Origin of the sequence: Sphingopyxis sp. YR583 (genome assembly GCF_900108295.1) — a bacterium.
GTDB lineage: Bacteria > Pseudomonadota > Alphaproteobacteria > Sphingomonadales > Sphingomonadaceae > Sphingopyxis.
The window spans coordinates 135,807-157,963 of sequence record NZ_FNWK01000004.1 but is presented as its reverse complement, the minus strand read 5'-3'; the positions used below and the strand labels follow the sequence as shown (position 1 = coordinate 157,963).

Here is a 22,157-nt window from a genome sequence, read left to right as displayed (position 1 = left end):
CCACCCCAAAGGAGGCAATCATGAAGACCACAGGCAACACCATCCTCGTCACCGGCGGGGGTTCGGGCATCGGGCTGGCGCTCGCGCAGCGCTGGCACGACGCGGACAACAATGTCATCGTCACCGGGCGCAATGCCGACAAGCTGGAAGCGGCGATCGCGGGACGGCCGAACATGTCGGCCGTATCGCTCGACGTCACCGACGCGGACGCCATCGCAGCCTTTGCGAAGGAGATCGTCGCGAGGCATCCCGGGCTGAATGTGCTGGTCAACAATGCCGGCATCATGAACGCCGAGGATGTCAGCACCAGCCGCGACCTGACGCAGGCCGAGGCGACCGTCGTCACCAACATCCTCGGCCCGATCCGGCTGACCGACGCGCTGGTCGACCATCTGGCGAAGCAGGACGGCAGCGCGATCGTCAATGTGACGTCGGGGCTGGCGTTCGTTCCTTTCCCCAAGGCGCCGACCTATTCGGCGACCAAGGCGGCGATGCACAGCTACTCGGTCGCGCTGCGCGTCCAGCTCGAGGGCAAGGTCGAGGTGATCGAGTTGGCGCCCCCCGCAGTGCGCACCGACCTGACCCCCGGCCAGTCGACGCGCGAGGGCTATATGCCGCTCGACGCGTTCGCCGACGAGGTGATGGCGCTGTTCGCGCAGGTGCCGACGCCGGAAGAGATTCTGGTGCAGAATGTCCTGCCGCTGCGCAATGCCGAGGCGAGCGGGACGGTGCCGCAGGTGCTGGAGCGGCTGAAGTCGCTGTAACCGGCGGGAAAATGGGCCGTTTGACGCCGGGACTGGCGCAAACGGCCCTTTGCCCCTATATGGCCGCGCATCATGCAGATTCCCGGCCATATCGACCCCGTCACGACGGGCACCGTTCCCTTGCGCGGCGGCAACCGCATCGACCTCGTCGGGCTCACCCGCGATGCGATCGGCGGGGTGCTGGTCGAGGCCGGCCTCGACGCGAAGGCCGCGAAGCTGCGCGCCAAGCAGATCTGGCACTGGATGTACCATCGCGGCGTCACCGATTTCGAGGCGATGACCGATATCGCGAAGGCGATGCGCCCGTGGCTGACCGACCGTTTCATCATAGGCCGCCCGACGGTGCGCGAGGCGCAGGTGTCGAGCGACGGCACGCGCAAATGGCTGCTCGCCGCCGCCGACGGCCAGGAATATGAAATGGTCTTCATCCCCGACGCCGATCGGGGAACCTTGTGCGTATCGAGCCAGGTCGGCTGCACGCTCAACTGCCGTTTCTGCCACACGGGCACGATGCGCCTCGTCCGCAACCTCGGCGCAGGCGAGATCGTCGGGCAGGTGCTGCTCGCGCGCGACGCGCTCGGCGAATGGCCGAAGGGCACGATGGCGGGCTTCGGCGCCGATCCCGAGGATGAGGACTTCGACGACTCTGACGATTCTGGGCAGGGCCACTACACCGCCGACGGCCGGATGCTCACCAACATCGTGATGATGGGCATGGGCGAACCGCTCTATAATTTCGACGAGGTCAAGGGCGCGCTCAAGATCGTGATGGACGGCGACGGGCTGGCGCTGTCGAAGCGACGCATCACCCTATCGACCAGCGGTGTCGTCCCGATGATGGCGCGCGCGGGCGAAGAGATCGGGGTCAATCTCGCGGTCTCGCTCCATGCGGTGACTAAAGAAATCCGCGACGAGATCGTTCCGCTCAACCGGAAATATGGCATCGAGGAATTGCTTCAGGCCTGCGCCGATTATCCGGGCGCGAACAATGCGCGGCGCATCACCTTCGAATATGTGATGCTGAAGGACAAGAATGACAGCGACGACGATGCGCGCGAGCTCGTCCGGCTGATCAAGCAGTATAAGCTGCCCGCGAAGGTGAACCTGATTCCCTTCAACCCCTGGCCGGGCGCAGCTTATGAATGTTCGACCCCCGAGCGGGTGCGCGCGTTCAGCAGCCTCATCTTCAAGGCCGGGATTTCGGCGCCGGTGCGCACCCCGCGCGGACGCGACATCATGGCGGCGTGCGGGCAATTGAAGAGCGCGGCGACCAAGCCGACCCGCGCCGAACTCGACCGGATCGCCGAAGAGAAGCAGGCCGCGCTCGGCTAAGGACGTCATTCGGCGTCCTTATTCATCTCCAGCAAATGGCTGAAATCTGCGGCTTGCGCGGATGTGCGAGCGCATAGCTATTCTGTACTGTGTGGTAAAAATAACACAGGTAAGAAAATTGTCACATTCTGAACGATCCGTTCATTGCAGCGACAGGCGCAAGTCCCATTTACGGGGTGGGCCGCGACCCAAAAGGGCTGGCCCGATTAAAGCAGAAGGAAAATAACATGAAGAAATTCGCAGTTGCAGCCGCTCTCCTGACGGCCATCGTTGCAACCCCCGCCATGGCTGCCGAAGGTGGCGAAGCCCGCGTCGAAGTGCGCGGCGGCTATGTCACGGGCAGCGGCCTCGACGACGCCACGCTTGGCGCCGCGGCCGGTTATGATTTCGACCTCGGCTCGACGGCATTCGCCGGCGCCGAAATCGCAGGCGACAAGGTTCTGATCGACGGCGCCAAGGTCCAGTTCTCGTCGGGTGCGCGCCTCGGTGCCAAGGTCGGCGCCAACGGCAAGGCCTATATCAACGGCGGCTACACCTTCGGCCAGATCGACGATCCCTATGTCGGTGCCGGCTACCAGCACAAGCTGACCTCAAACGTTTACGCCAAGGCCGAATATCGCCACCAGTTCATCGAGAACTTCAGCGACTTCGACACCTTCGCGGTCGGCGTCGGCTTCGCTTTCTGATCCTTTCGGAACAGCGAATGACAAAGGAGGGGCGGCCTGCGGGTCGCCCCTTTTCTTTTGCCCGCGATCCGGCCACGGTGGGGCGATGACGGCATTGGCTTATATCGGGGCGGCGCTGGCCGAAATCGCGGGCTGCTTCGCCTTTTGGGCGTGGCTGCGGCTGGATAAGTCCATCTGGTGGGTGGTGCCGGGCATGGCGTCGCTGGCGCTGTTCGCCTGGCTGCTCACCCTAGTCGACGCCGAGCACGCGGGACGCACTTATGCCGCTTATGGCGGCGTCTATATCGTCTCGGCGCTGATCTGGATGTGGGCGGTCGAAGGCGCGAAGCCCGATCGCTGGGATCTGATCGGCGCCGCCGTGTGCCTCGGCGGCGCGGCGATCATCTTGTTCGGGCCGCGGGGGAGCTAGCCCGCGTTCGGCAATGCCTGTTCGACGAGCGGCGCCAATCCTTCGACTACCACTTTCACCCCCTTGGCATTGGGATGGAGATTGTCGCCGAGCATCAGCGCCTTGTCGGTGACGACATTGTCGAGGATGAAGGGATAGAAGCTCGCTTCATATTTCGACGCGAGTTCGGGATAGATGGGATTGAACTTGCCGGCATAGTCGCTGCCCAGATTGGGCGCGGCCATCATGCCAGTGAGCAGCACGGGAATTTTGCGCTTTTTCAGTTCGGCGAGCATCGCGTCGAGATTGGCGCGCGTCTGGTCGGGGCCGATACCGCGCAGCATGTCGTTGCCGCCAAGCCCGAGCACGACGAGCGCGGGCTTCGCCTTCGCATTGTCGAGCACATAGGTCAGGCGCTGGCGCCCCGCGGCGGTGGTGTCGCCCGAGACGCCCGCATTCTGCACGCGCGCGACGACGCCGTCCTCGGCAAGCGCGGCCTGCAATTGCGGCGCGAGCCCTTCCTTCGGACCAAGCTGGTAGCCGGCGTAGAGCGAGTCGCCGAAGGCGATGACGAGCGGCGCGTCGGCGGGAATGACGGGCGCCGCTTTCGCCGCAACCTTGTCATTGGTCGAAGCCGGCGGGTTTTCCGCCGATCCGCACGCCGCAAGCGGTTGGCAAAGCGCAATTGCGCAACCATATAACAACAAAGAGCGCCATCCGGCCGTTCTCATTTCAAAGGGTCCCTTCTTGACCGACGCGCCTCGACCTTCGCCAGACCTGGCGATCGCCGCCCATAATGTGACGCTCACGCTCGGAAGCGACAAGGCCCCTGTCGAAATTTTGCGCGGCGTCGATCTGGAGGTTCCCGCAGGCACCTCGGTCGCGCTGCTCGGGCCGTCGGGATCGGGCAAAAGCTCGCTGATGGCGGTGCTGGCCGGACTCGAACGCGCGAATGGCGGCAGCATCAGTGTCGCGGGGCTCGATTTTGCAACAATGGACGAGGACGATCTGGCGCGTGCCCGGCGCGGGCGGATCGGCATCGTGCTCCAGGCCTTTCACCTGCTCCCGACGATGACCGCGCTGGAGAATGTCGCGGTGCCGCTGGAACTTGCAGGCATCGCCGATCCCTTCGGCCGTGCCGCCGCCGAACTCGAAGCCGTGGGGCTCGGACACCGTCTCACCCACTATCCCGCACAGCTTTCGGGCGGCGAGCAACAGCGCGTCGCCATTGCGCGCGCGATGGCAAGCTCGCCCGCGATCATCTTTGCCGACGAACCGACGGGCAATCTCGACACCGCAACCGGCCAGTCGATCATCGAGCTGATTTTCGCACGCCGCGCAGCACTCGGCGCGACTTTGCTCATCATCACCCACGACCCCGAACTCGCGGAGCATTGCGACCGCGTCGTCGTGATGCACGACGGCAAGATCGAAGAGCGGGCCGCCTGAATGCTTCCGCTCACCACGCTCTGGCGGATCGCGCGCCGCGACCTTGCGACGCGCATCCGCGGGCTTCGCCTCCTCGCCGTCTGTCTTTTCCTCGGCGTCGCGACGCTCGCGGCGATCGGCAGCCTGACGCGCGGTATCACGTCCGAACTCGAAGTACGCGGGCAGACGATCCTCGGCGGCGATGTCGAATTCAGCCTGCCACAGCGCGAAGCCACGGCCGAAGAAATGGCGGGCTTCCGTCGCGTCGGTACGCCCTCGGCCACCGTGCGGCTGCGCGCGATGGCGAACGATCCCGATGGCGAAGCCTTGCTGTCGGAACTCAAGGCGGTCGATGGCGCTTACCCGCTCTATGGCACGATGCGGCTGGAGAACGGCGCGCGTAAAGGTCCGCCGCCGCCGGGCGGTATCTGGATCGGCAAGGATCTCGTCTCCCGGCTGGGCCTGAAGGTCGGCGAACGCGTGAAGTTCGGCGAGACCAGCTTCCTGATCGACGGCGTGATCGCTGAGGAACCCGACCGCTTGGGCGAAGGCTTCACCCTCGGCCCCGTCGCGATCATCGGGCTTGCCGACCTCCCCGCAACGCAGCTGATCCAGCCGGGTAGCCTGTACGAGAGCAAATATCGTGTTCGCCTGCCGGGCAGCGCGAACCCCGAAGCCGTCGGCAAGGCGCTGACCGCCGAATTCCCCGACGCGGGCTGGGACATCACCGATAGCAGCAATGGCGCGCCAGGCACGCGGCGCTTCATCGAGCGCATGGGGCAGTTCCTGTCGCTCGTCGGGCTGGCCGCGCTGGTGATCGCAGGGATCGGCGTCGGCAATGGCGTGGCGAGCTATCTCGCGGGCAAGCGCCCGGGGCTCGCGACGCTAAAGGTGCTGGGCGCCGATAGCGGTACGGTGGCGCGCATTTACGGACTGCAGATCCTCGCGGTTGCGGCTGTGTCGATTGTCGCCGGCCTGATCGTCGGCGCGCTCGCGCCCGCGATCATCGGCGCGATTGCGGGCGATGTGCTGCCAGTCAAACCCGGTGTTGCCATCTATCCGCTGCCGCTTGCCGTCAGCGCGGCCTATGGCTTGCTGATCGCCATCGCCTTTGCCCTGCCCCCGCTCGCGGCGACGCGGCATGTTCCCGCCGCGGGACTCTATCGCGCGACGGTGAGCGGCGCGGCGCGGATCGACCGGCAGACGGTGATCGCGGTCGCGGCGGCGCTCGCGGCGATCATTGCGCTGGCTGTCGGCACCGCGCGCGAACCTTTGTTCGCGCTCGGTTTCATCGGGGCGGCGATCGGCCTGCTCCTCATTCTCGTCGGGCTTGGCTGGCTGGTGCGGCGTACCGCGAGCCGGCTGCCGCGGCCCAAACGCCCGCTCTTCCGCCTTGCGCTCGCGAACCTGCACCGCCCCGGTGCCGCAACCGGCGCGCTGGTTGTGGCGCTCGGACTCGGGCTCACCCTGTTCGTGACGCTCGCGGCGATCCAGACGAGCATCACGTCCGAAATCCGGTCGACCGTGCCGCAACGCGCGCCGAGCTTCTTCGTGCTCGACGTGCCGCGCACCGAGACCACGCGCTTTCAGGCGATGGTGAAAGCGGCGGATCCCAAGGCCGAGATCAACATGATCCCCGCGCTGCGCGGCAGCGTCACCGAATTTGCCGGGCAGCGCGTCGACGAGCTTGCCGAACTGCCCGAGGGGGCATGGGTGCTGCGCGGCGACCGGGGGCTGACCTATAGTCCTGTCCTGCCCAACGGCAGCGAACTCGTCGGCGGCCAATGGTGGGCGGCCGATTACAAGGGGCCGCCGCTGGTCAGCGTCGAACAGGAGGTTGCGGCGTCGCTCGGGCTGAAACTCGGCGATACGCTATCGGTCAATGTGCTGGGGGTCGAGGTGCAGGCGAAGGTCGCCTCGTTCCGCACCGTCAACTGGGACAATTTCGGGCTGAACTATGTGCTCGTCTTTTCGCCCGGCACCTTCGACGCCGCGCCGCATAATATGGTCGCGACGGTTGCGGTTGGGCCCGAGGCCGAAACCGCCCTGTCGCGCAGCATCCCGCGCGCTTTCCCGTCGGCGTCGCTGATTGCGGTGCGCGATGTGGTGTCGCAGGTCACGACGCTCCTCACACAGATGAGCCAGGCGATCGCGGCGGCGGCAAGCATCGCGATCCTTGCGGGCATCGCGGTGCTGATCGGCGCGATTGCGGCAAGCCGCGAGCGGCGCGTTTACGACAGCGTGATCCTGAAGCTGCTCGGAGCCACGAGGGGCCAGATCCTTGGCGCGCAGGGCACGGAATATGCGGTGCTCGCGGGCATTCTTGCTGTGCTCGCGCTGGGGCTCGGCCTCGCGGGCGCCTGGTATGTCGTGACGCAGCTTTTCGAATTCGACTTCGCGCCCGATCCGCTGATCGTCGGGCTGACGCTGATCGGCGGCGCGGGTCTGTCGTTCCTGATCGGGATCGCGGGAAGCTGGCCCTTGCTCTCGGCGAAACCGGCGCAGGCGCTGCGCAGCCTTTAGCTGAGTATCCGTATTACGGCGGAGATCGCCGCAACGCCAAGCACGACTGCGACCATCGTCTGCCACACATGCGGCGCGACGCTGCCGAAATGCCGTCCGCCAATCCGGTTTCCGAACCACATCGGCAGGAAGAGGATCAGCGACAGGATGAGGAGCCTTGCCGTCGCAATGCCGACCCACAGGGCGGCGAGCGTCCCCGCAATGGCGGTCGCGAAGAAGATCAGCATCATCGACGCGCGTGCGACCTTGGGTTCTAGGTGACGGCGCAGGTAGAAGGGCACAACCGGCGGCCCCGGCATCGCGGCGAAGCCGGTGAGGATGCCCGACGCGATCCCTGTCCCTGCGACTGCGACGCGGCCCGGCTTGTGTCCCTCGGGCTGTTTCGGCAGCAGGACGGCGATGAAGGCCCCTACCGCGATCAAGGTTATCAGCAGCCGCGCGACATCCGGAGTCGTCGCATGGAGCGCGACCATGCCCGCCGGGGTCGCGAGCATCGCAAGCAGCGCGATCGGGACCGCCGTGCCGCGGTCGGCATCGGCCAATATGACCTTTAGCCCCACCGGCCCGATCAGCAACTGCAGCAATATGCCGAGCACCACCGCCTCGCCCGGCGGGACGATCAGCCCGAGCAGGGGGACAAGGATGATCGCCATGCCGAAACCCGTCAGCCCACGCACATAGGCGGCGCCAAAGGTCATTGCCGCCGCGCCCGCGACGGTCAGCGGCGCGAGGCCGACAAGTTGCTGGAGGCTGGTCATCGTGCAGCGGCTTTCGGTTGCAGGGTTATCAACCAGGCATCGGGCGGCGTGTTGAAACGCAGCGGCATCAGGCTGGTCCCGAGGCCGGCGCCGACGAAGACGCGCTGCCCCTTGTCGTCGATATCGCCGCAGGCAAAGCGGTCGCCATAGCGCGACACATAGGTCAGCGCGCCGACGAAGGGGAAACGGATCTGGCCGCAATGCGTGTGCCCGGCGAAGACCGCGGCGACCGGGCGCGGCAGGTCGGGGATGATGTCGGGGCTGTGCGTCAGCAGCAGCGGGACGCCCGCACCGAGCCGGTCCATTGCCGCGAACGTCGCCGGCACATCGTCGTGCCCCGAATAATCGTCGTCGACCCCGCCCACGATCAGCGGGCCAAGCTTGACCGCTTCATTTTGCAGCACGCGAATGCCGCGTTTTTCCAGTTCACCGCGCAACGCATCGGGCTCGAACCAGTGATCATGGTTGCCCGGAGCGACGATGACGCCAAGCGGCGCCTTAAGCCCGCCGAGCGGCGCGACCACTTCGGCCGGTGTGTAGATATGCGTCGCGCCGCGTCGTTCGCTGACGAGATCGCCAGCGATCAGCACGAGGTCGGGCTTCAGCCGGTTGAGGTCGCCGACGATCCGCGACAGCCGGGCGGGCGGCATATCGGGGCCCGCGACGTGCGTGTCCGAGAGCAGCAGGATCTTGAGCGGTGGCTGTCCCGCCGGCCAGGCGTCAACCGCAACCGTCGCGGTGCGGACGACCGGATCGCGGGTTGCGTTCCAATAGCCTTTGGCAAGCAATGCGACGCCGAACAGCGCAACGAGCGCCGCCCAGCGCAGCCAACGCCGCCGCGGTGTCATGCTCAATCGCGCAGATCCGGCGGCGTCGCTTCACCCTTCAGCATCGCGATCGCTTCGGCGAGCGGCATGATCCGCTGGCCGTCCTGTCCGAGGGTGCGGATCGCGACGGTGCCTTCCTCGGCCTCGCGATTGCCGACCACCAGCAGGTAGGGGACTTTCGCGAGGCTGTGTTCGCGGACCTTGTAGTTGATCTTCTCGTTCCGCACGTCGACCTCGGCGCGGATGCCCGCCGCGGTGAGCTGGGCCACCGCGTCCTTGGCATAAGCATCGGCGTCCGACACGATCGTCGCGACGACGGCCTGAACCGGCGCGAGCCACGTCGGGAAACGGCCCGCGAAATGCTCGATCAATATGCCGATGAAGCGCTCATAGGTGCCGAGGATCGCGCGGTGGAGCATCACCGGGCGATGGCGTTCGCCATCCTCGCCGATGTAGCTCGCATCGAGCCGTTCGGGCATCACGCGGTCGGACTGGATCGTCCCGCACTGCCACGTCCGCCCGATCGCGTCGGTCAGGTGGAATTCGAGCTTGGGCGCATAGAAGGCCCCCTCACCCGGCAATTCTTCCCAGCCATAATCGTCGTTCGCCATGCCCGCGCGCTGGACAGCTTCGCGCAGCTCCTGTTCGGCCTTGTCCCACATCTCGTCGGTGCCGAAACGCATGTCGGGGCGCAGCGCGAGCTTCACCGCATATTTCTCGAACCCGAGTTGCTTGTAGACGCGGTCGAGCAGTGCGCAGAAATCGCGTACTTCCTCGACGATCTGGTCCTCGCGGCAGAAGATATGGCCGTCGTCCTGCGTGAACTGGCGCACGCGCATGATGCCGTGCAGCGCGCCATGCGGCTCGTTGCGATGGCAGCAGCCCATTTCGGCCATGCGCAGCGGCAGGTCGCGATACGACTTCATCCCCTGACGGAAGATCAGGACGTGCGCCGGGCAGTTCATCGGCTTGAGCGCCATCCACTCGGCATCGTCGGAGACGATCGGCCCTTCGTCCTCGATGTTCGGCACCTCGTCGGGGATGACGAACATATTCTCGCGATATTTGCCCCAGTGGCCCGATTGTTCCCACTGTTTGGCGTCCATCACCTGCGGGGTCTTGACCTCCTGATAGCCCGAGCCGTCGATCGCGCGGCGCATATAGGCCTCAAGCTCGCGATAGATACGGTACCCCTTGGGGTGCCAGAAGACGCTGCCATGCGCTTCTTCTTGCAGGTGGAACAGGTCCATCTCGCGGCCGATCTTGCGGTGGTCGCGCTTGGCGGCTTCCTCCAGCCGGACGAGATGCTCGGCGAGCTGCTTCTTGTTGAGCCAGCCGGTGCCGTAGATGCGGCTGAGCTGCGCATTCTTCTGGTCGCCGCGCCAATAGGCGCCAGAGACGCGCGTCAGCTTGAACGCGGCGGGGTCGAGCTTGCCCGTCGAGGCGAGGTGCGGGCCGCGGCACATGTCCATCCAGCCTTCGCCGCTGCGATAGACGGTGAGCTCCTCGCCCTGCGGCAATTCGGCGGCCCATTCGGCCTTGAACGTCTCGCCCTCGGCCGCCCATTTGGCGATGAGCTTGTCGCGCTCCCACACTTCGCGCGTCAGCGGCAGGTCGGCGGCGATGATCTTGCGCATCTCCTCCTCGATCAGCGGCAGTTCGTCGTCGCGAAACGGGCCATGCTCGGCGGTCGGCGCGAAGTCGTAATAGAAGCCGTCACCCGTCGACGGGCCAAAAGTGATCTGCGTGCCGGGGAACAGGTTCTGGACAGCCTCGGCGAGAACGTGCGCATAGTCGTGGCGGAAGAGTTCGAGCGCGTCAGCCTCGTCGCGGCTCGTCACCAGCGCAAGGTTCGTGTCTTCCTCGAGCGGGCGCATGATATCGCGCAGTTCGCCGTCGATCTTGGCGGCGAGCGCGGCCTTGGCGAGGCCGGGTCCGATGTCGGCCGCAATCTGTGCCGCGGTAGTGCCGCGCACGACTTCACGGGCAGAGCCATCGGGAAGGGTGACACGGATCATCTGGGACATCGAAAAACTGGCCTTTCTGGCGGGGTAAAACAGCGCCCCTTTGCCAGCATGCGATATGGGCGGCAAGGGGCGGATTCACAACAACCCTTGCAATGAGATAATGTATCATTATCTGGCACGACGAACCCCTTTCGCGAAAGAAGCTCCATGTGCCTCCCCGCCGCGCGCCCGCGCCTTGCCGACCTGACGGGGATCATCCTGTCATTCACCTGCCTGATCCATTGCCTCGCCCTGCCCCTCGCCCTCCTGCTCGCGCCTGCATTGAGCCGCTGGATCGCCCTGCCCGAGGGCGTACATGCGGCGATATTGCTGCTCGCCCTGCCCGCCGCGGCCATCGCCATGCGCGATGGTTGGCGGCGGCATCGGCGGCTGGCGCCCACGATGCTGGCAGTCGTCGGACTGGGCCTGCTCGCGCTGGGTCTGTCGGCGCATGAGGGATGGATTACCGCCGCCGATCCCGAGAGCGCCGACCGGCTGCTCACATCGATCGGCGCGATCACACTGGCCGCCGCGCACCTCGTCAACTGGCGCTGGCGCCATCGCGGCGGCGGACATAGACTGGCGGCATGACAACCCCGACGCCCCACAGCATCGCCGCGATCCTGCCCTGCACAAACATCGACGCGAGCACGGCATTCTATGAGGCGCTCGGCCTGTCGGTCGTCGGCGACTATGGCAGCTACCGCCTGCTCGAGGACGGCAAGGGATGGCAGCTCCACCTGACGAACGAGGCGCCCGACGGATGGCTGGTACCGGGGCAGAATCCATTCGGCCTGTATCTTTACACCGAACGCGTGGCCGAATTGGCTGAACAGTTCCGCGATGCCATCCTCGAGCGCGAGAAGGCGCCGACGCACAAGCCGTGGGGCATGTATGAGTTCGCGCTGTCCGACCCCGACGAAACGCTCGTTCGCGTCGGATGGCCCAGCCGGTTGATCGAATGATATGCCCCGCCGCCCTTGCGGGACTCACCGTCCACGTCTAGGGCGACGGCGAGCCGGAAAGGAGCCACCCCATGTTCAAGCGCCTGTTCGTCGACCACCCCAAGAGCGTCGATGAAAATTACATCGAGCATTTTGGCGTCGCGTCGAAATTCGGCGTCACGATGATCTATGGCGGCCTTTGTGCGCTCGTGCATGCGGTCGTGCCGGGGTGGTGCATCACCACGGGAAGCGACACGATCCAGCGGCTCAATCATATCATGGTCGAAAAGCGGCGCGCCAAGGGGCAGGCCGTGATGCAGATGAGCACGATCGACTGGGTCATCTGACCCCGGTGGACGTCGCCGCCGATTATCTCGACCGTTCGGGCCGTCCGCGGCTCGCCTATCGCCATACGCCGGGCACAGGTCCGACGATCGTCTTCCTGCCGGGTTATATGTCCGACATGGCAGGCGGCAAGGCGACCGCCTTGTTCGACTGGGCGGCGGCCGAGGGTCATGCGTGCCTGCTCCTCGATTATGCCGGATGCGGGCTGTCGGACGGATTGTTCGCCGAACAGAATCTGCTCGACTGGCGCGGCGATGTGCTCGACCTGATCGATGCGAAGGCCGAAGGGCCTGTCGTCATCGTCGGTTCGTCGATGGGCGGGTGGCTGATGCTGCTCACCGCCTTGGCGCTCGTCCAGCGCGACGGGCCGGGGCGTGTTGCCGGACTCGTCGGGATCGCCGCTGCCCCCGATTTCACCGACTGGGGTTTCAGCGATACCGAGAAAGCGATCATCCTTGCCGAGGGTGCGCTGGTCGAGGAGACCCCGTACAGCGACCAGCCCTATGTGACGACGCGCGACTTTTTGCAGTCCGGAGAAGCGAATAGGCTGCTCGACACCGAAATCCCCCTCACCTGCCCCGTGCGCCTGCTCCACGGGGAAGAGGATGGCGATGTGCCGTCCGACATCAGCCTGCGCCTGTCGGCCGCGCTCGCGAGTACGGATGTTCAGGTGACGCTGGTCAAGGGCGGCGACCACCGCCTGTCGCGCGATACCGACATCGCGCTGCTGATCGATACGGTCGCGCGTATCGCGACAAATTAGAAACCGTCGTGCGTATCGCGACCAACTAAACAGAGGAACGTCATGGCTCGGAGCGATTTCAAATTCAGCGTCAAGAAGCGCGTCCGTTATGCCGAAATCGATGCGCAGGCGGTGGTGTTCAACAGCCGCTACCTTGAATATTTCGACATCGGGATCACCGAATATTGGCGCGCCGCCGGAGTTTACGACCGCTGGCCAGCGAACAACAGCCCCGAATTTCACGTCGCGCGCGCCGAGGTCGATTACAAGGTGCCGATCCTGCTCGACGAGGAAATCGACATTTGCGTGCGCTGCTCGCGCGTCGGCCGCAGTTCGATGACCTTCCTGTTCGAACTGCATGGCGCGGGCAAGGACGACCTGCGCGCGACGGGTCTGGAGGTCAGCGTGCATGTCGAGGAGGCGCAGGGCGCAACCGCGCCGGTGCCCGATGCATTCGTATCCCTGTTCGAAGCGTTTGAAGATCGACCCCTTCGCGCCTAATATGGCGCCATGATCAAATATCTTCACACGATGATCCGCGTCTCGGATCCCGATGCCACCGTCGATTTCTTCAAGCTGATCGGGCTGGAGGAAACGCGGCGGTTCGACAGCGAGCAAGGCCGCTTCACGCTGATCTTTCTTGCCGCGCCCGGACAGGGCGACATGGCGGAAGTCGAGCTGACCTATAACTGGCCGCCCGAAGACGGCAGCGCGCCCGAGGAATATGGAGGCGGCCGCAATTTCGGACACCTCGCCTACCGGGTCGACGATATCTATGCGACCTGCCAACGGCTGATGGACGCCGGCGTGACGATCAACCGCCCGCCGCGGGACGGCCATATGGCGTTCGTGCGCTCGCCCGACGGCATTTCGGTGGAATTGCTGCAGGAAGGCCATCTGCCGCCGCAGGAACCCTGGGCCTCGATGCCGAACACCGGCGCCTGGTAGGAGCCGCAGGGTGCCGGGCCTGTTGATCAACATCGACGTGCCCGACCTCGCCGCTGGTGAGCGCTTCTATACAAATGCCCTGGGACTGACCGCGGCCCGGCGGTTCGACGACGATATCGTCGAACTGACCGGGTGCGAGGTGCCCATCTATCTGATCGCCAAAGCCGCAGGATCGGCGATCGGCCCCGGCGGCGGCGATTTCCGTCGCTATCACCGGCACTGGACGCCGGTACATCCCGACTTTTCGGTCGACGACCTCGATAGCGCGACCGCACAGGCTCTGGCTGCGGGCGCAGTGCAGGAGGGCGAGACATTGGCCCTTCCCTATGGCAGACAGGCGATGTTCGCCGATCCCTTCGGCAACGGATTTTGCCTGATCGAGTTCAACGCACGGGGCTATGAGGCCCTGCTGACCTGATCGGGCGAACCAAGGCCCCGGCGCCGCCGCTCCGTCTTGAAGGGGCGAGACGCTGGAAAGGAGATCATATGGCTGCGCTGGACATCGTCCGTATTCCCGTTCTCAGCGACAATTATGTCTGGCTGGTCCACGATCCCGAAAGCGGCGCGACGATGGTCGTCGATCCTGCAGTCGCCGAGCCGGTGCTGGCGGCAGCGGCAGAACGCGGCTGGACGATCACCGATATCTGGAACACCCACTGGCACCCCGATCACACAGGCGGCAATGCGGCAATCAAGGAAGCAGCCAAAGCATGGGGCGGCTGCACGATCACCGGCCCCGCAGCAGAATTTGCGCGCATTCCGACACTCGATAAGCAGGTGCAGGGTGGCGACAAGGTAAAGCTCGGCAATCACATTGCCGACGTCTGGGACGTGCCCGCGCATACCGCCGGTCATATCGCCTATCATTTCGCGTCCGACGCTGCGATCTTCGTCGGCGATACGATGTTCGCGATGGGCTGCGGCCGATTGTTCGAGGGTACCGCCGAGCAGATGTTCGCGAACATGCAGAAGCTCGGCACGCTCGACGATGCGACGCGGGTTTATTGCGCTCACGAATATACGCTTTCGAACGCGCGCTTTGCAGTGACCGTCGAGCCCGACAATGCGGCACTGGCCCAACGGCTCGCCGCAGTCGAGTCGGCGCGCGCGGCGGGCGAAGCGACCGTACCGACGAGCATCGGCGAAGAGCGCGCGACCAACCCCTTTCTCCGTGCGTCGAGCGCGGCCGAACTCGGCCGTATCCGCGCGCTCAAGGATGCGGCATGATGCCGCTTCAGCACCCATTCATCTGCAAGGGCCATGATGGCCGATCTCAAGGAGCATTTTCATGGCGAAGCTGAACCTGATGGCTGCCGCGCTGTTGACTGCGGCTGCGCCGCTGGTCGCAAGCTGCGCGCCGGCCGGTTCGGGCGAGCCCGGCGCCGCCGCACTGACCCCCAAACAGGCCGAGCGGCTCGACAAGCAGCTTGCGGGCAAGATTCCGGGTCCGCCGGTCCGCTGCCTTCCCAATTATCGAAGCAATGATACTATTCGGGTATCCGACAGCATCTTGCTCTATCGTTCCGGCGGCAATCTGGTATACAGGAATGACTTGAAGAGTAGTTGCCCGGGTCTTGCGCGGGACAGCGACATCATGGTGGTACGCCAGTTCGGGTCTTCGACCTGCGAAGGCGATTTCTTCCACCTGGTCGACCGGTCGAGCGGGATCCGCGGCCCGACGTGCGTTTTTGGCGAGTTCGTCCCCTATCGCAAACCGGCGGGGGACAAAGGCTGAGCCAAGGTTCAGTCGCAGGCGGGGACCGGTTTGCGCCGAGCTCTTCGGGTCGCAACCCCGCCTGCTATGATGATCGCGCCGACTGCCATCAGGCCTTATAGAGCGCCGCGATCCTGTCCTCGTAAACCTGCCTCAATATATGGCGCCGGATCTTCATCGACGGCGTCATCTGCTCATTCTCGATCGTGAAGGCTTCGTCGGCAAAGTCGAACTTGCGGACCTTTTCGATTACCGAAAGCTGGCCGTTGACGCGGTCGACCGCAGCACGGATCGCGGCGCGGAATTTCTCATGCTCGCGCAGCAGCTTCAAATCCTTGGGCAGCCCTTCCGCTTCGGCCCATTCGGTCGCCCATTCCGGATCGGGGACGAGAATGCCAACGAGGTGCGGGCGCTTGTCGCCATAGACCATCGCCTGCAATATTTCGGGCTGGAGCGTCAGCATGCCCTCGACGCGCTGGGGCGAGACATTGTCGCCCTTGTCGTTGACGATCAGATCCTTCTTGCGGTCGGTGATGACGATGCGGCCCTTGTCGTCGATATGCCCGATGTCGCCGGTGTGGAGCCAACCGTCCACGAGAACGCGTTCGGTCTCGGCCGTGTTGCGCCAATAGCCCTTCATCACCAACTCGCCGCGGACAAGGATTTCCCCGTCGTCGGCGATGCGGACCTCGGTATTCATTAGCGGCGGGCCGACCGTGTCCATCTTGATCCCCGCGCTCGGGCGGTTGCAGCTGATCACCGGCCCCGCTTCGGTCTGACCATAGCCCTGAAGCAGCGTCAGCCCGATCGAGTGGAAAAAGACGCCGATTTCTGGGTTGAGCGGCGCACCGCCCGACACGAGCGCCTTCATCCGGCCGCCGAAACGCTTGCCGATCTTGGGTCGGAATAATTTGTCGAGAATGAGGTCGACGGGCCGGTCGAGCACACCCATTCGGCGCTCATAATCCTTTTCGCCGACGCGCAGCGCCTGGCGCAGCATCCAGTTGGCGAGCTTGCCCTGTTTCTCGACCGACTTGATCATCCGCGCGCGGATCACCTCGAACAGTCGCGGCACCACGACCATGATCGTCGGGCGCGTCTCCTCGATGTTCGAGACGAGCTTTTCGAGGCCTTCGCTATAATAGATTTGCGCCCCGACCATGATCGGCAGGAACTGGCCGCCCGAATGTTCATAGGCGTGGCTGAGGGGCAGGAAGGAGAGGAAAACCTCCTCGTCGCCGATGCCGAAGTCATTGACGAGCACCTCCGCCGCACCCGCCGCATTGTGCAGGATCGCACCATGATGTTGCATGACCCCGCGCGGCGCGCCGCCGGTACCGCTGGTGTATATCAGGCAGGCGGTATCGTCGCGCGTCATTGTCGCGGCGCGCACCTTGGTCTCGTCCAGATGGGTCTCTCCGCCGGAGACGAGCGGTTCCCAGTCGTGGACCGCCACATCGCCTTGCTGGCCGACACGCAGGCTTTCCATGCTGATCACGATATGCGCTTCGGAGCGCATCACCGCGGGCATCAGCGTGCGTGCGAGCTTCGCGGTCGAGACGATCACCGCCTTCGCGCCGCTGTTGTCGAGGATATGCTGATGGTCGCGTTCGGTGTTCGTCGTATAGGTCGGCACCGTGATGCAGCCCGCGGCCATGATACCAAGGTCGGCGATGCACCATTCGGGCCGGTTCTCGCTGACCAGCACGACGCGGTCGCCGTCCTTCAGCCCCAGATCGCGCAAACTATGCGCGAGCGCCGAGACCTGATTGGCGACCTGCCGCCAGCTCAGCGGGTGCCAGGCGCGGTCGGCCTTGCGCCACAGGAAGGGATCTTCGCCGCCGCGCCCCGCACGGTCGAAGAACATCGCGACCAGACTCGGAAAATGGTCGAGATGGGGATTTACGAGCTTCATTCTGCCTCTCTCCAGGGAGATTTCATTACGTGTGTTTTGTTATCGTTGGTTCAATTCTGCGCTGGCGCGCCGTCGATCGACGAGCTGCCGGGACCGCGTGGATCGGCGGCGCCGCGCCAGCCCTCGGCGGTACGCTCGACCGCGTTGAGCTTCGACCCGAGGCTCGTCGCGGTGAAGCTGTAGCCGAAAGGTTTCATCTTCGCGGCGATCGCCTTGCCCGCCTCGTTATTCTCGATCAGCACGCCTTGCTGGCCGAAGAAGAGGTTCGGAAGCTCCATCGCCGTTTTGGCGTCGAGCCCCCAGTCGAGCACGCCGACAAGCACCTTCGTCACATGCATGATGATGCGCTTGCCGCCCGCCGAACCGACCGCGAGTATGACTTTGCCGTCGGGACCGTAAACGACCGTCGGCGACATCGAGGACAGCGGACGCTTGCCCGCTTCGACGCGGTTCGCAGTCGGGACACCGCCCTCGGTCGGCGCGAGGTCGAAATCGGTAAGCTCGTTGTTGAGGAAATAGCCGTTCGCCATCAGCTGGCTGCCGAAGATGCTTTCGATTGTCGAGGTCATCGAGACGAGGTTGCCATCCTTGTCGGCCGTAACGAAATGCGTCGTTCCCTGTTCCTGCACCGGCGGCGCGGCGGCGCGCGGCTTGGCACCCGGCGGGGTGCCGGGCTCATATTTGCCCGCGGCGCCAAAGGGCGAAATGAGCTGGCGGCGCTCGGCGAGGTAGCTCTTGTCGAGCAGGCCCTTCACCGGAACATCGACGAAATCGCCGTCACCGAGATAGGCGGCGCGATCGGCGTAGGAGAGCTGCATCGCTTCCGAGAGCAGATGCCAGCTCATCGGATTGTCCTTGCCCATCGCCTTCATGTCCCAGCCCTCGATCATGCCGAGGATGCCGAAAACGGTGGTCGCGCCCGACGAGGGCGGGCCCATGCCGCAGACTTTGTAGACGCGATAGGTGGTGCAGACCGCGGGGCGCTCCTTCGCCTTATAGGCGGCGATATCCTTGACGGTCAGCTGGCTCGGGTGGCGCGGCGCCTTGGCAACGGCATCGCTGATCGCCTTGGCATTCGCGCCGGTGTAGAACGCGTCCGGTCCGCGCGCCGCGATGTCGCGGAGAAGTTTCGCATAAGCGGGGTTCTTGATGCGCGTGCCCACAGGGGCAGGCTTGCCGTCGACATAATAGATCGCCTGCGGCGCCGGAAACTCCTTCCACATCGGTTCGAACTGGACGAGCCAGTTGTTGAGCGCGGGGGTGACGATGAAACCTTCTTCGGCAAGCTTGATCGCGGGCTGGAACAGCGCCTTCCATTCGAGCTTGCCCCATTTCTTGTGCGCCATTTCCATCAGGCGCACATTGCCCGGGACGCCAACCGACAGCCCGCCGGGGATGACATCCATATAGCCGCGCGCCTTGCCGTCGGGGCCGAGAAAGCGGTCGGGTTTTGCCGAAGCGGGCGCCATTTCGCGGCCGTCGATCGTCGAGATGCTGCCATCCTTGGCATTATGGTGGACCATGAAGCCGCCACCGCCGATCCCGCTCGACTGCGGTTCGACGAGAGTCAGCACCGCGACCATTGCGATCGCGGCGTCGGCGGCCGTCCCGCCTTCATGCAGAATCTCGCGCCCCGCCTCGGTCGCGCGCGGATCGGCGGACGAGGTGACTCCCTGCGCAAGCGCTGGTACGGAGACGGTTACGGAAAGAAGGGCGGCGAGCGGGAGGAATCTTTTCAACATGCGCGCGACATTGGCGTGCGCCTCGGGTCAAGGCAACCCCGTCAGTGCGCCGTGCCCACCGCGTCGGCGACGCGCGCGAAGCCGTCACGCACCGCCAGCTTTTCAAGCCCATGCGCAATCCGGGCCGCGAGGCCGGGGCCTTCATAGACCATCGCCGAATAGATCTGGACGAGGCTGGCGCCCGCGCGGATGCGATCCCACGCCTGTTCGGGCGACGCGATACCGCCCGCAGCGACGAGCGGGAGCTTGCCGCCGCTGGCCGTGTAGAAGTCTCTGACGCGTTGCAACGCCAGTTCGGCAAGCGGGGCACCCGAGAGGCCGCCCGCTTCCTCCGCATGGCGCGACGCGAGCGTGGGGCGCACGATCGTGGTGTTCGAGACGATGACTGCCGCGAGGCCCTTGTCGAACGCCACCGTGACGATGTCGTCGATATCGGCAGGTTCGAGGTCGGGCGCGACCTTCAGGAACACGGGCTTTGCCGCGCCCGCGGGCTGCGCGGCCGCTACACCGTCGAGCAAGGCTTCGAGCGATCCCTTGTCCTGCAAGGCGCGGAGGCCCGGCGTGTTAGGCGAGCTGATGTTGACCGTCAGATAATCGGCGAGCGGCGCCATCGCGGCGGTGCCCTTCGCATAATCGGCGATGCGGTCGGCGCTGTCCTTGTTCGCGCCGATGTTGATGCCGAGCGGCACCGGCAGGCCATAACGGCGCAGGCACGCAATGCGGTCGGCGGCCTTCTCCTGCCCGCCATTGTTGAAGCCCATGCGATTGATCACCGCCCGATCCTCGACGAGGCGGAACAGGCGCGGGCGCGGATTGCCGTCCTGCGGCAGCGGGGTCAGCGTACCGACCTCGACAAAGCCGAAACCGAAATGCGGCATCACATGCGCAACGCGCGCATCCTTGTCGAAGCCGGGCGCAAGGCCGACCGGGTTCGGAAATTTGAGGCCCGCCAGTTCGGTCGCAAGCACCGGACTGGTGAGCGCATGGCGCGCGCGCGGCAGCGGCTGCAGCGCACTGAGTGTCAGGTTGTGCGCGGCCTCGCCGTCGGTGGCGTGGACGATCGGGCGGACGAGCGCATAGGCGCTATCGGTTAGCGAGGCGAAGATCGACATGGCCCGCCATTGCGCCGGGCAGGAGCCTATGGCAAGCCCCGTGCGCATCGGAAAAACCGGGAGAAATTCGTGTCGCACCTGAAGATTATCGCTCGCCTGTCCACCGGCCTCGCGCTGTTTGCCGTTGCCGGCTGCGCCCCGGCCGCGGTGCAGGAAGCCCCCGCCACCGCCGCTGCGACGCCCGCGCCCGATGCAGCGCCCGCCGGGGCCAACCTTGCCCAATTCTTCGACAATTATGACGCGGCGCAGCTATCGCTCTCGCCCGAATCCAAGGCGCGCCGCGGGATTCGCGATGGCGATTATGGCAAATGGAACGATGTTTCCGACGAGACCGCCGTGGCGAACCACAAGCTGCAGCAGGCAACAGCCGCCGCGATGCGCGGGAGCTATGACCCAGCGAAACTGACCGCCGACGAGGCGTTGTCGTTCGAGCTGTTCAATACGCAGGCCGCGCGTGCCGACCGCCTGTTCCCGTTCCGCGACCATGGCTATATCTTCGACCAGATGAACGGCGCGCAGAGCCAGATGCCGGCCTTCCTGATCAATATCCACCGCGTCGCCGATGTCGCCGAAGCCGAAGCCTATATCGAGCGCATCCGCGGGCTCGGCCCCATACTCGATGCGCTGTCGGCGCAGTCGGCCGAGCGCGCGACGAAGGGCATCCAGCCGCCGAAGTGGGTCTATGCCTATCTGATCTCCGACATCGGGAACCTGCAGAAGCCCGACAATGCCGTGGTCGAGGATATCACCGCCAAAGTTGGAAAACTGAATATCGATGCGGCGGAAAAGGCGCGGTTGATTGCGTCGGCCAAGACTGCCTGGGCCGAAAGCGCCGGGCCCGCTTATACCCGCCTGTCCGCCGAGATGAAACGTCAGCAAGCGAGCGCGCCGACCCAAGACGGCGTCTGGCGCCTGCCCGACGGCAAAGCCTATTATGAAGCGTTGCTGTCGAACTACACGACGACCGACATGACCGCGTCGCAGATTCACGACCTGGGCCTCGCCGAAGTCGCGCGCATCCATGGCGAAATGCAGGCGATCATGAAGAAGGTCGGCTTCAAGGGCACGCTCCAGCAATTCTTCGCGCACCTGCGCACGAGCCCGCAGTATTTTTACACGACGCGCGAGGCCTATCTGGCCGACGTCGATGCCAAGGTGAAGGCGATGGAAGCGCGCCTGCCCGCCTTCTTCAACACCTTGCCCAAGGCGGCACTGCAGGTGAAGGCGGTCGAGGCGTTCCGCGAGAAATCGGCGGGCAAGGCCTTTTATTCCTCGCCTTCGCCCGATGGATCGCGCCCCGGCATCTATTATGTGAACCTGTTCGATCTCCGGGACATGTCGAAGACCGAGCTCGAGGCGCTCGCATACCATGAAGGTGTCCCCGGACATCATCTGCAGCGCGCGGTGCAAACCGAACTCACCGGCCTGCCCGCCTTTCGCCGCTTCGGCGGGTTCACCGCCTATACCGAGGGTTGGGGCCTCTATACCGAGGAACTCGGCAAGGACATGGGATTCTACACCGATCCCTACAGCGATTTCGGACGGCTCGGCATGGAGCTCTGGCGCGCGTGCCGCCTCGTCGTCGACACCGGCATCCACGACAAACGCTGGTCCCGCGAGCAGGCGATCAAATATCTGAAGGACAATACGCCGAACCCCGACGGCGACATCGAAAAGGCGATCGAACGCTATATCGTCTATCCGGGGCAGGCGACCGCCTATCTGATCGGCAAGCTCAAGATCATGGAGCTGCGCGGCCGTGCGCAAGCGGCGCTCGGTGACAAGTTCGATTTCCGCACCTTCCACGACGTGGTGCTCGAATCGGGACCGGTGCCGCTCGACGTGCTCGAACGGCGCGTCGATGTGTGGATCGCGGCGCAGAAGGGTTAAGATAGTTGACGATTGCCGCTTGACGCGCGGGCCCGAAACGCAAATGACTTGATCCAGAAAACAAGGCGGCCCGGTGTGAGGCTGTCGAGGTCT

At 64.9% G+C, this 22,157-nt stretch carries 23 protein-coding genes; 16 read left to right on the top strand and 7 right to left on the bottom strand.

Annotated features, from left to right (window positions below; translation table 11 throughout):
* The first annotated feature begins 20 nt into the window (after positions 1-20).
* From BLW56_RS18095 to BLW56_RS18080, 4 genes are all read left to right on the top strand, one after another.
* Positions 21-764 (top strand): SDR family oxidoreductase, encoded by a 744-nt coding sequence (locus BLW56_RS18095; RefSeq protein WP_093512345.1) that lies wholly within the window; start codon positions 21-23, stop codon positions 762-764.
* Positions 765-836: 72 nt separating this feature from the next.
* On the top strand, positions 837-2,096 hold the full coding sequence (gene rlmN, locus BLW56_RS18090; protein ID WP_177176020.1) for a 23S rRNA (adenine(2503)-C(2))-methyltransferase RlmN: 1,260 nt from the start codon (positions 837-839) through the stop codon (positions 2,094-2,096).
* A gap of 227 nt (positions 2,097-2,323) precedes the next feature.
* The gene (locus tag BLW56_RS18085; RefSeq protein WP_093512341.1) at positions 2,324-2,782 is read left to right on the top strand and encodes an outer membrane protein; all 459 of its coding nucleotides are present in this window, start codon (positions 2,324-2,326) and stop codon (positions 2,780-2,782) included.
* An 85-nt stretch (positions 2,783-2,867) separates the two neighbouring features.
* The gene (locus tag BLW56_RS18080; protein WP_093512339.1) at positions 2,868-3,191 is read left to right on the top strand and encodes a YnfA family protein; all 324 of its coding nucleotides are present in this window, start codon (positions 2,868-2,870) and stop codon (positions 3,189-3,191) included.
* On the opposite strand, the gene BLW56_RS18075 is transcribed toward BLW56_RS18080, so the two are convergent.
* A complete protein-coding gene (locus tag BLW56_RS18075) occupies positions 3,188-3,901 on the bottom strand; it encodes an arylesterase (protein WP_093512338.1) in 714 nt (237 codons plus the stop codon). The genes BLW56_RS18080 and BLW56_RS18075 overlap by 4 nt on opposite strands.
* Before the next feature lie 16 nt (positions 3,902-3,917).
* Between BLW56_RS18075 and BLW56_RS18070 the strand changes: the two genes are divergently transcribed.
* Both BLW56_RS18070 and BLW56_RS18065 read left to right on the top strand, forming a co-directional pair.
* Positions 3,918-4,619: an ABC transporter ATP-binding protein gene (locus BLW56_RS18070; protein WP_093512336.1), complete on the top strand. Its 702-nt coding sequence runs from the start codon at positions 3,918-3,920 to the stop codon at positions 4,617-4,619.
* On the top strand, positions 4,620-7,121 hold the full coding sequence (locus BLW56_RS18065; RefSeq protein WP_093512334.1) for an ABC transporter permease: 2,502 nt from the start codon (positions 4,620-4,622) through the stop codon (positions 7,119-7,121).
* Here the strand turns inward: BLW56_RS18065 and BLW56_RS18060 are convergent.
* The 3 genes from BLW56_RS18060 to thrS are packed head-to-tail and all read right to left on the bottom strand — an operon-like array spanning position 7,118 to position 10,733.
* The gene (locus BLW56_RS18060) at positions 7,118-7,879 is read right to left on the bottom strand and encodes a sulfite exporter TauE/SafE family protein (protein WP_093512332.1); all 762 of its coding nucleotides are present in this window, start codon (positions 7,877-7,879) and stop codon (positions 7,118-7,120) included. The genes BLW56_RS18065 and BLW56_RS18060 overlap by 4 nt on opposite strands.
* Positions 7,876-8,727, bottom strand: a complete 852-nt coding sequence (locus BLW56_RS18055; protein ID WP_177176037.1) for a metallophosphoesterase — start codon at positions 8,725-8,727, stop codon at positions 7,876-7,878. Before BLW56_RS18055 ends, BLW56_RS18060 begins: the two co-directional genes overlap by 4 nt.
* A 2-nt stretch (positions 8,728-8,729) precedes the next feature.
* Positions 8,730-10,733, bottom strand: a complete 2,004-nt coding sequence (gene thrS / locus BLW56_RS18050; protein WP_093512331.1) for a threonine--tRNA ligase — start codon at positions 10,731-10,733, stop codon at positions 8,730-8,732.
* A gap of 147 nt (positions 10,734-10,880) precedes the next feature.
* On the opposite strand from thrS, the gene BLW56_RS18045 reads away from it, so the two are divergent.
* From BLW56_RS18045 to BLW56_RS18005, 9 genes are all read left to right on the top strand, one after another.
* Entirely contained in the window at positions 10,881-11,303 is a 423-nt protein-coding gene (locus tag BLW56_RS18045; protein WP_093512329.1) for a MerC family mercury resistance protein, read from the top strand.
* Positions 11,300-11,677 (top strand): VOC family protein, encoded by a 378-nt coding sequence (locus tag BLW56_RS18040; RefSeq protein WP_093512327.1) that lies wholly within the window; start codon positions 11,300-11,302, stop codon positions 11,675-11,677. Before BLW56_RS18045 ends, BLW56_RS18040 begins: the two co-directional genes overlap by 4 nt.
* Positions 11,678-11,748: 71 nt before the next feature.
* Positions 11,749-12,003, top strand: a complete 255-nt coding sequence (locus BLW56_RS18035; RefSeq protein ID WP_037511175.1) for a DUF6356 family protein — start codon at positions 11,749-11,751, stop codon at positions 12,001-12,003.
* Positions 12,000-12,764, top strand: a complete 765-nt coding sequence (locus BLW56_RS18030; protein WP_093512611.1) for an alpha/beta fold hydrolase — start codon at positions 12,000-12,002, stop codon at positions 12,762-12,764. The genes BLW56_RS18035 and BLW56_RS18030 overlap by 4 nt, the downstream gene beginning before the upstream one ends.
* A 42-nt stretch (positions 12,765-12,806) precedes the next feature.
* Complete coding sequence (locus BLW56_RS18025) at positions 12,807-13,244, top strand: acyl-CoA thioesterase (protein ID WP_093512325.1); 438 nt, start codon at positions 12,807-12,809, stop codon at positions 13,242-13,244.
* 9 nt (positions 13,245-13,253) lie between these two features.
* Positions 13,254-13,691, top strand: coding sequence for a VOC family protein (locus BLW56_RS18020; RefSeq protein ID WP_093512324.1), 438 nt, complete (start codon positions 13,254-13,256; stop codon positions 13,689-13,691).
* Positions 13,692-13,701: 10 nt separating this feature from the next.
* Positions 13,702-14,109, top strand: a complete 408-nt coding sequence (locus tag BLW56_RS18015; RefSeq protein ID WP_177176018.1) for a VOC family protein — start codon at positions 13,702-13,704, stop codon at positions 14,107-14,109.
* A 68-nt stretch (positions 14,110-14,177) separates the two neighbouring features.
* Positions 14,178-14,918 carry a hydroxyacylglutathione hydrolase gene (gene gloB / locus BLW56_RS18010; RefSeq protein ID WP_093512322.1) on the top strand — a complete coding sequence of 247 codons (741 nt, stop codon included), beginning with the start codon at positions 14,178-14,180 and terminating at the stop codon, positions 14,916-14,918.
* Positions 14,919-14,979: 61 nt separating this feature from the next.
* Positions 14,980-15,426, top strand: a complete 447-nt coding sequence (locus tag BLW56_RS18005) for a hypothetical protein (protein WP_093512320.1) — start codon at positions 14,980-14,982, stop codon at positions 15,424-15,426.
* A gap of 88 nt (positions 15,427-15,514) precedes the next feature.
* On the opposite strand, the gene BLW56_RS18000 is transcribed toward BLW56_RS18005, so the two are convergent.
* Genes BLW56_RS18000 through BLW56_RS17990 form a run of 3 tightly spaced genes read right to left on the bottom strand, consistent with a single transcriptional unit; the run spans position 15,515 to position 20,174 of the window.
* Positions 15,515-17,320, bottom strand: coding sequence for an AMP-dependent synthetase/ligase (locus tag BLW56_RS18000; RefSeq protein WP_177176017.1), 1,806 nt, complete (start codon positions 17,318-17,320; stop codon positions 15,515-15,517).
* A 50-nt stretch (positions 17,321-17,370) separates the two neighbouring features.
* Positions 17,371-19,062, bottom strand: a complete 1,692-nt coding sequence (gene ggt / locus BLW56_RS17995; protein ID WP_093512318.1) for a gamma-glutamyltransferase — start codon at positions 19,060-19,062, stop codon at positions 17,371-17,373.
* Positions 19,063-19,103: 41 nt separating this feature from the next.
* A complete protein-coding gene (locus tag BLW56_RS17990) occupies positions 19,104-20,174 on the bottom strand; it encodes a quinone-dependent dihydroorotate dehydrogenase (protein WP_093512316.1) in 1,071 nt (356 codons plus the stop codon).
* Positions 20,175-20,243: 69 nt separating this feature from the next.
* Here BLW56_RS17990 and BLW56_RS17985 point away from each other — a divergent pair, with 69 nt between their 5' ends.
* On the top strand, positions 20,244-22,064 hold the full coding sequence (locus BLW56_RS17985) for a DUF885 domain-containing protein (RefSeq protein ID WP_093512314.1): 1,821 nt from the start codon (positions 20,244-20,246) through the stop codon (positions 22,062-22,064).
* Positions 22,065-22,157 lie beyond the last annotated feature (93 nt).

What these genes read in the sequence shown, in the direction of transcription:
- BLW56_RS18040 (WP_093512327.1), top strand. Translation starts at nt 11,300, where the DNA reads ATGACAACCCCGACGCCCCACAGCATCGCCGCGATCCTGCCCTGCACA.
- BLW56_RS18020 (WP_093512324.1), top strand. Translation starts at nt 13,254, where the DNA reads ATGATCAAATATCTTCACACGATGATCCGCGTCTCGGATCCCGATGCC.
- BLW56_RS18005 (WP_093512320.1), top strand. Translation starts at nt 14,980, where the DNA reads ATGGCGAAGCTGAACCTGATGGCTGCCGCGCTGTTGACTGCGGCTGCG.
- BLW56_RS18065 (WP_093512334.1), top strand. Translation starts at nt 4,620, where the DNA reads ATGCTTCCGCTCACCACGCTCTGGCGGATCGCGCGCCGCGACCTTGCG.
- BLW56_RS18095 (WP_093512345.1), top strand. Translation starts at nt 21, where the DNA reads ATGAAGACCACAGGCAACACCATCCTCGTCACCGGCGGGGGTTCGGGC.
- BLW56_RS18035 (WP_037511175.1), top strand. Translation starts at nt 11,749, where the DNA reads ATGTTCAAGCGCCTGTTCGTCGACCACCCCAAGAGCGTCGATGAAAAT.
- BLW56_RS18045 (WP_093512329.1), top strand. Translation starts at nt 10,881, where the DNA reads ATGTGCCTCCCCGCCGCGCGCCCGCGCCTTGCCGACCTGACGGGGATC.
- rlmN (WP_177176020.1), top strand. Translation starts at nt 837, where the DNA reads ATGCAGATTCCCGGCCATATCGACCCCGTCACGACGGGCACCGTTCCC.
- gloB (WP_093512322.1), top strand. Translation starts at nt 14,178, where the DNA reads ATGGCTGCGCTGGACATCGTCCGTATTCCCGTTCTCAGCGACAATTAT.
- thrS (WP_093512331.1), bottom strand. Translation starts at nt 10,733, where the DNA reads ATGTCCCAGATGATCCGTGTCACCCTTCCCGATGGCTCTGCCCGTGAA.
- BLW56_RS18025 (WP_093512325.1), top strand. Translation starts at nt 12,807, where the DNA reads ATGGCTCGGAGCGATTTCAAATTCAGCGTCAAGAAGCGCGTCCGTTAT.
- BLW56_RS18085 (WP_093512341.1), top strand. Translation starts at nt 2,324, where the DNA reads ATGAAGAAATTCGCAGTTGCAGCCGCTCTCCTGACGGCCATCGTTGCA.
- BLW56_RS18080 (WP_093512339.1), top strand. Translation starts at nt 2,868, where the DNA reads ATGACGGCATTGGCTTATATCGGGGCGGCGCTGGCCGAAATCGCGGGC.
- BLW56_RS18060 (WP_093512332.1), bottom strand. Translation starts at nt 7,879, where the DNA reads ATGACCAGCCTCCAGCAACTTGTCGGCCTCGCGCCGCTGACCGTCGCG.
- BLW56_RS18000 (WP_177176017.1), bottom strand. Translation starts at nt 17,320, where the DNA reads ATGAAGCTCGTAAATCCCCATCTCGACCATTTTCCGAGTCTGGTCGCG.
- BLW56_RS18055 (WP_177176037.1), bottom strand. Translation starts at nt 8,727, where the DNA reads ATGACACCGCGGCGGCGTTGGCTGCGCTGGGCGGCGCTCGTTGCGCTG.
- BLW56_RS17990 (WP_093512316.1), bottom strand. Translation starts at nt 20,174, where the DNA reads ATGTCGATCTTCGCCTCGCTAACCGATAGCGCCTATGCGCTCGTCCGC.
- ggt (WP_093512318.1), bottom strand. Translation starts at nt 19,062, where the DNA reads ATGTTGAAAAGATTCCTCCCGCTCGCCGCCCTTCTTTCCGTAACCGTC.
- BLW56_RS18075 (WP_093512338.1), bottom strand. Translation starts at nt 3,901, where the DNA reads ATGAGAACGGCCGGATGGCGCTCTTTGTTGTTATATGGTTGCGCAATT.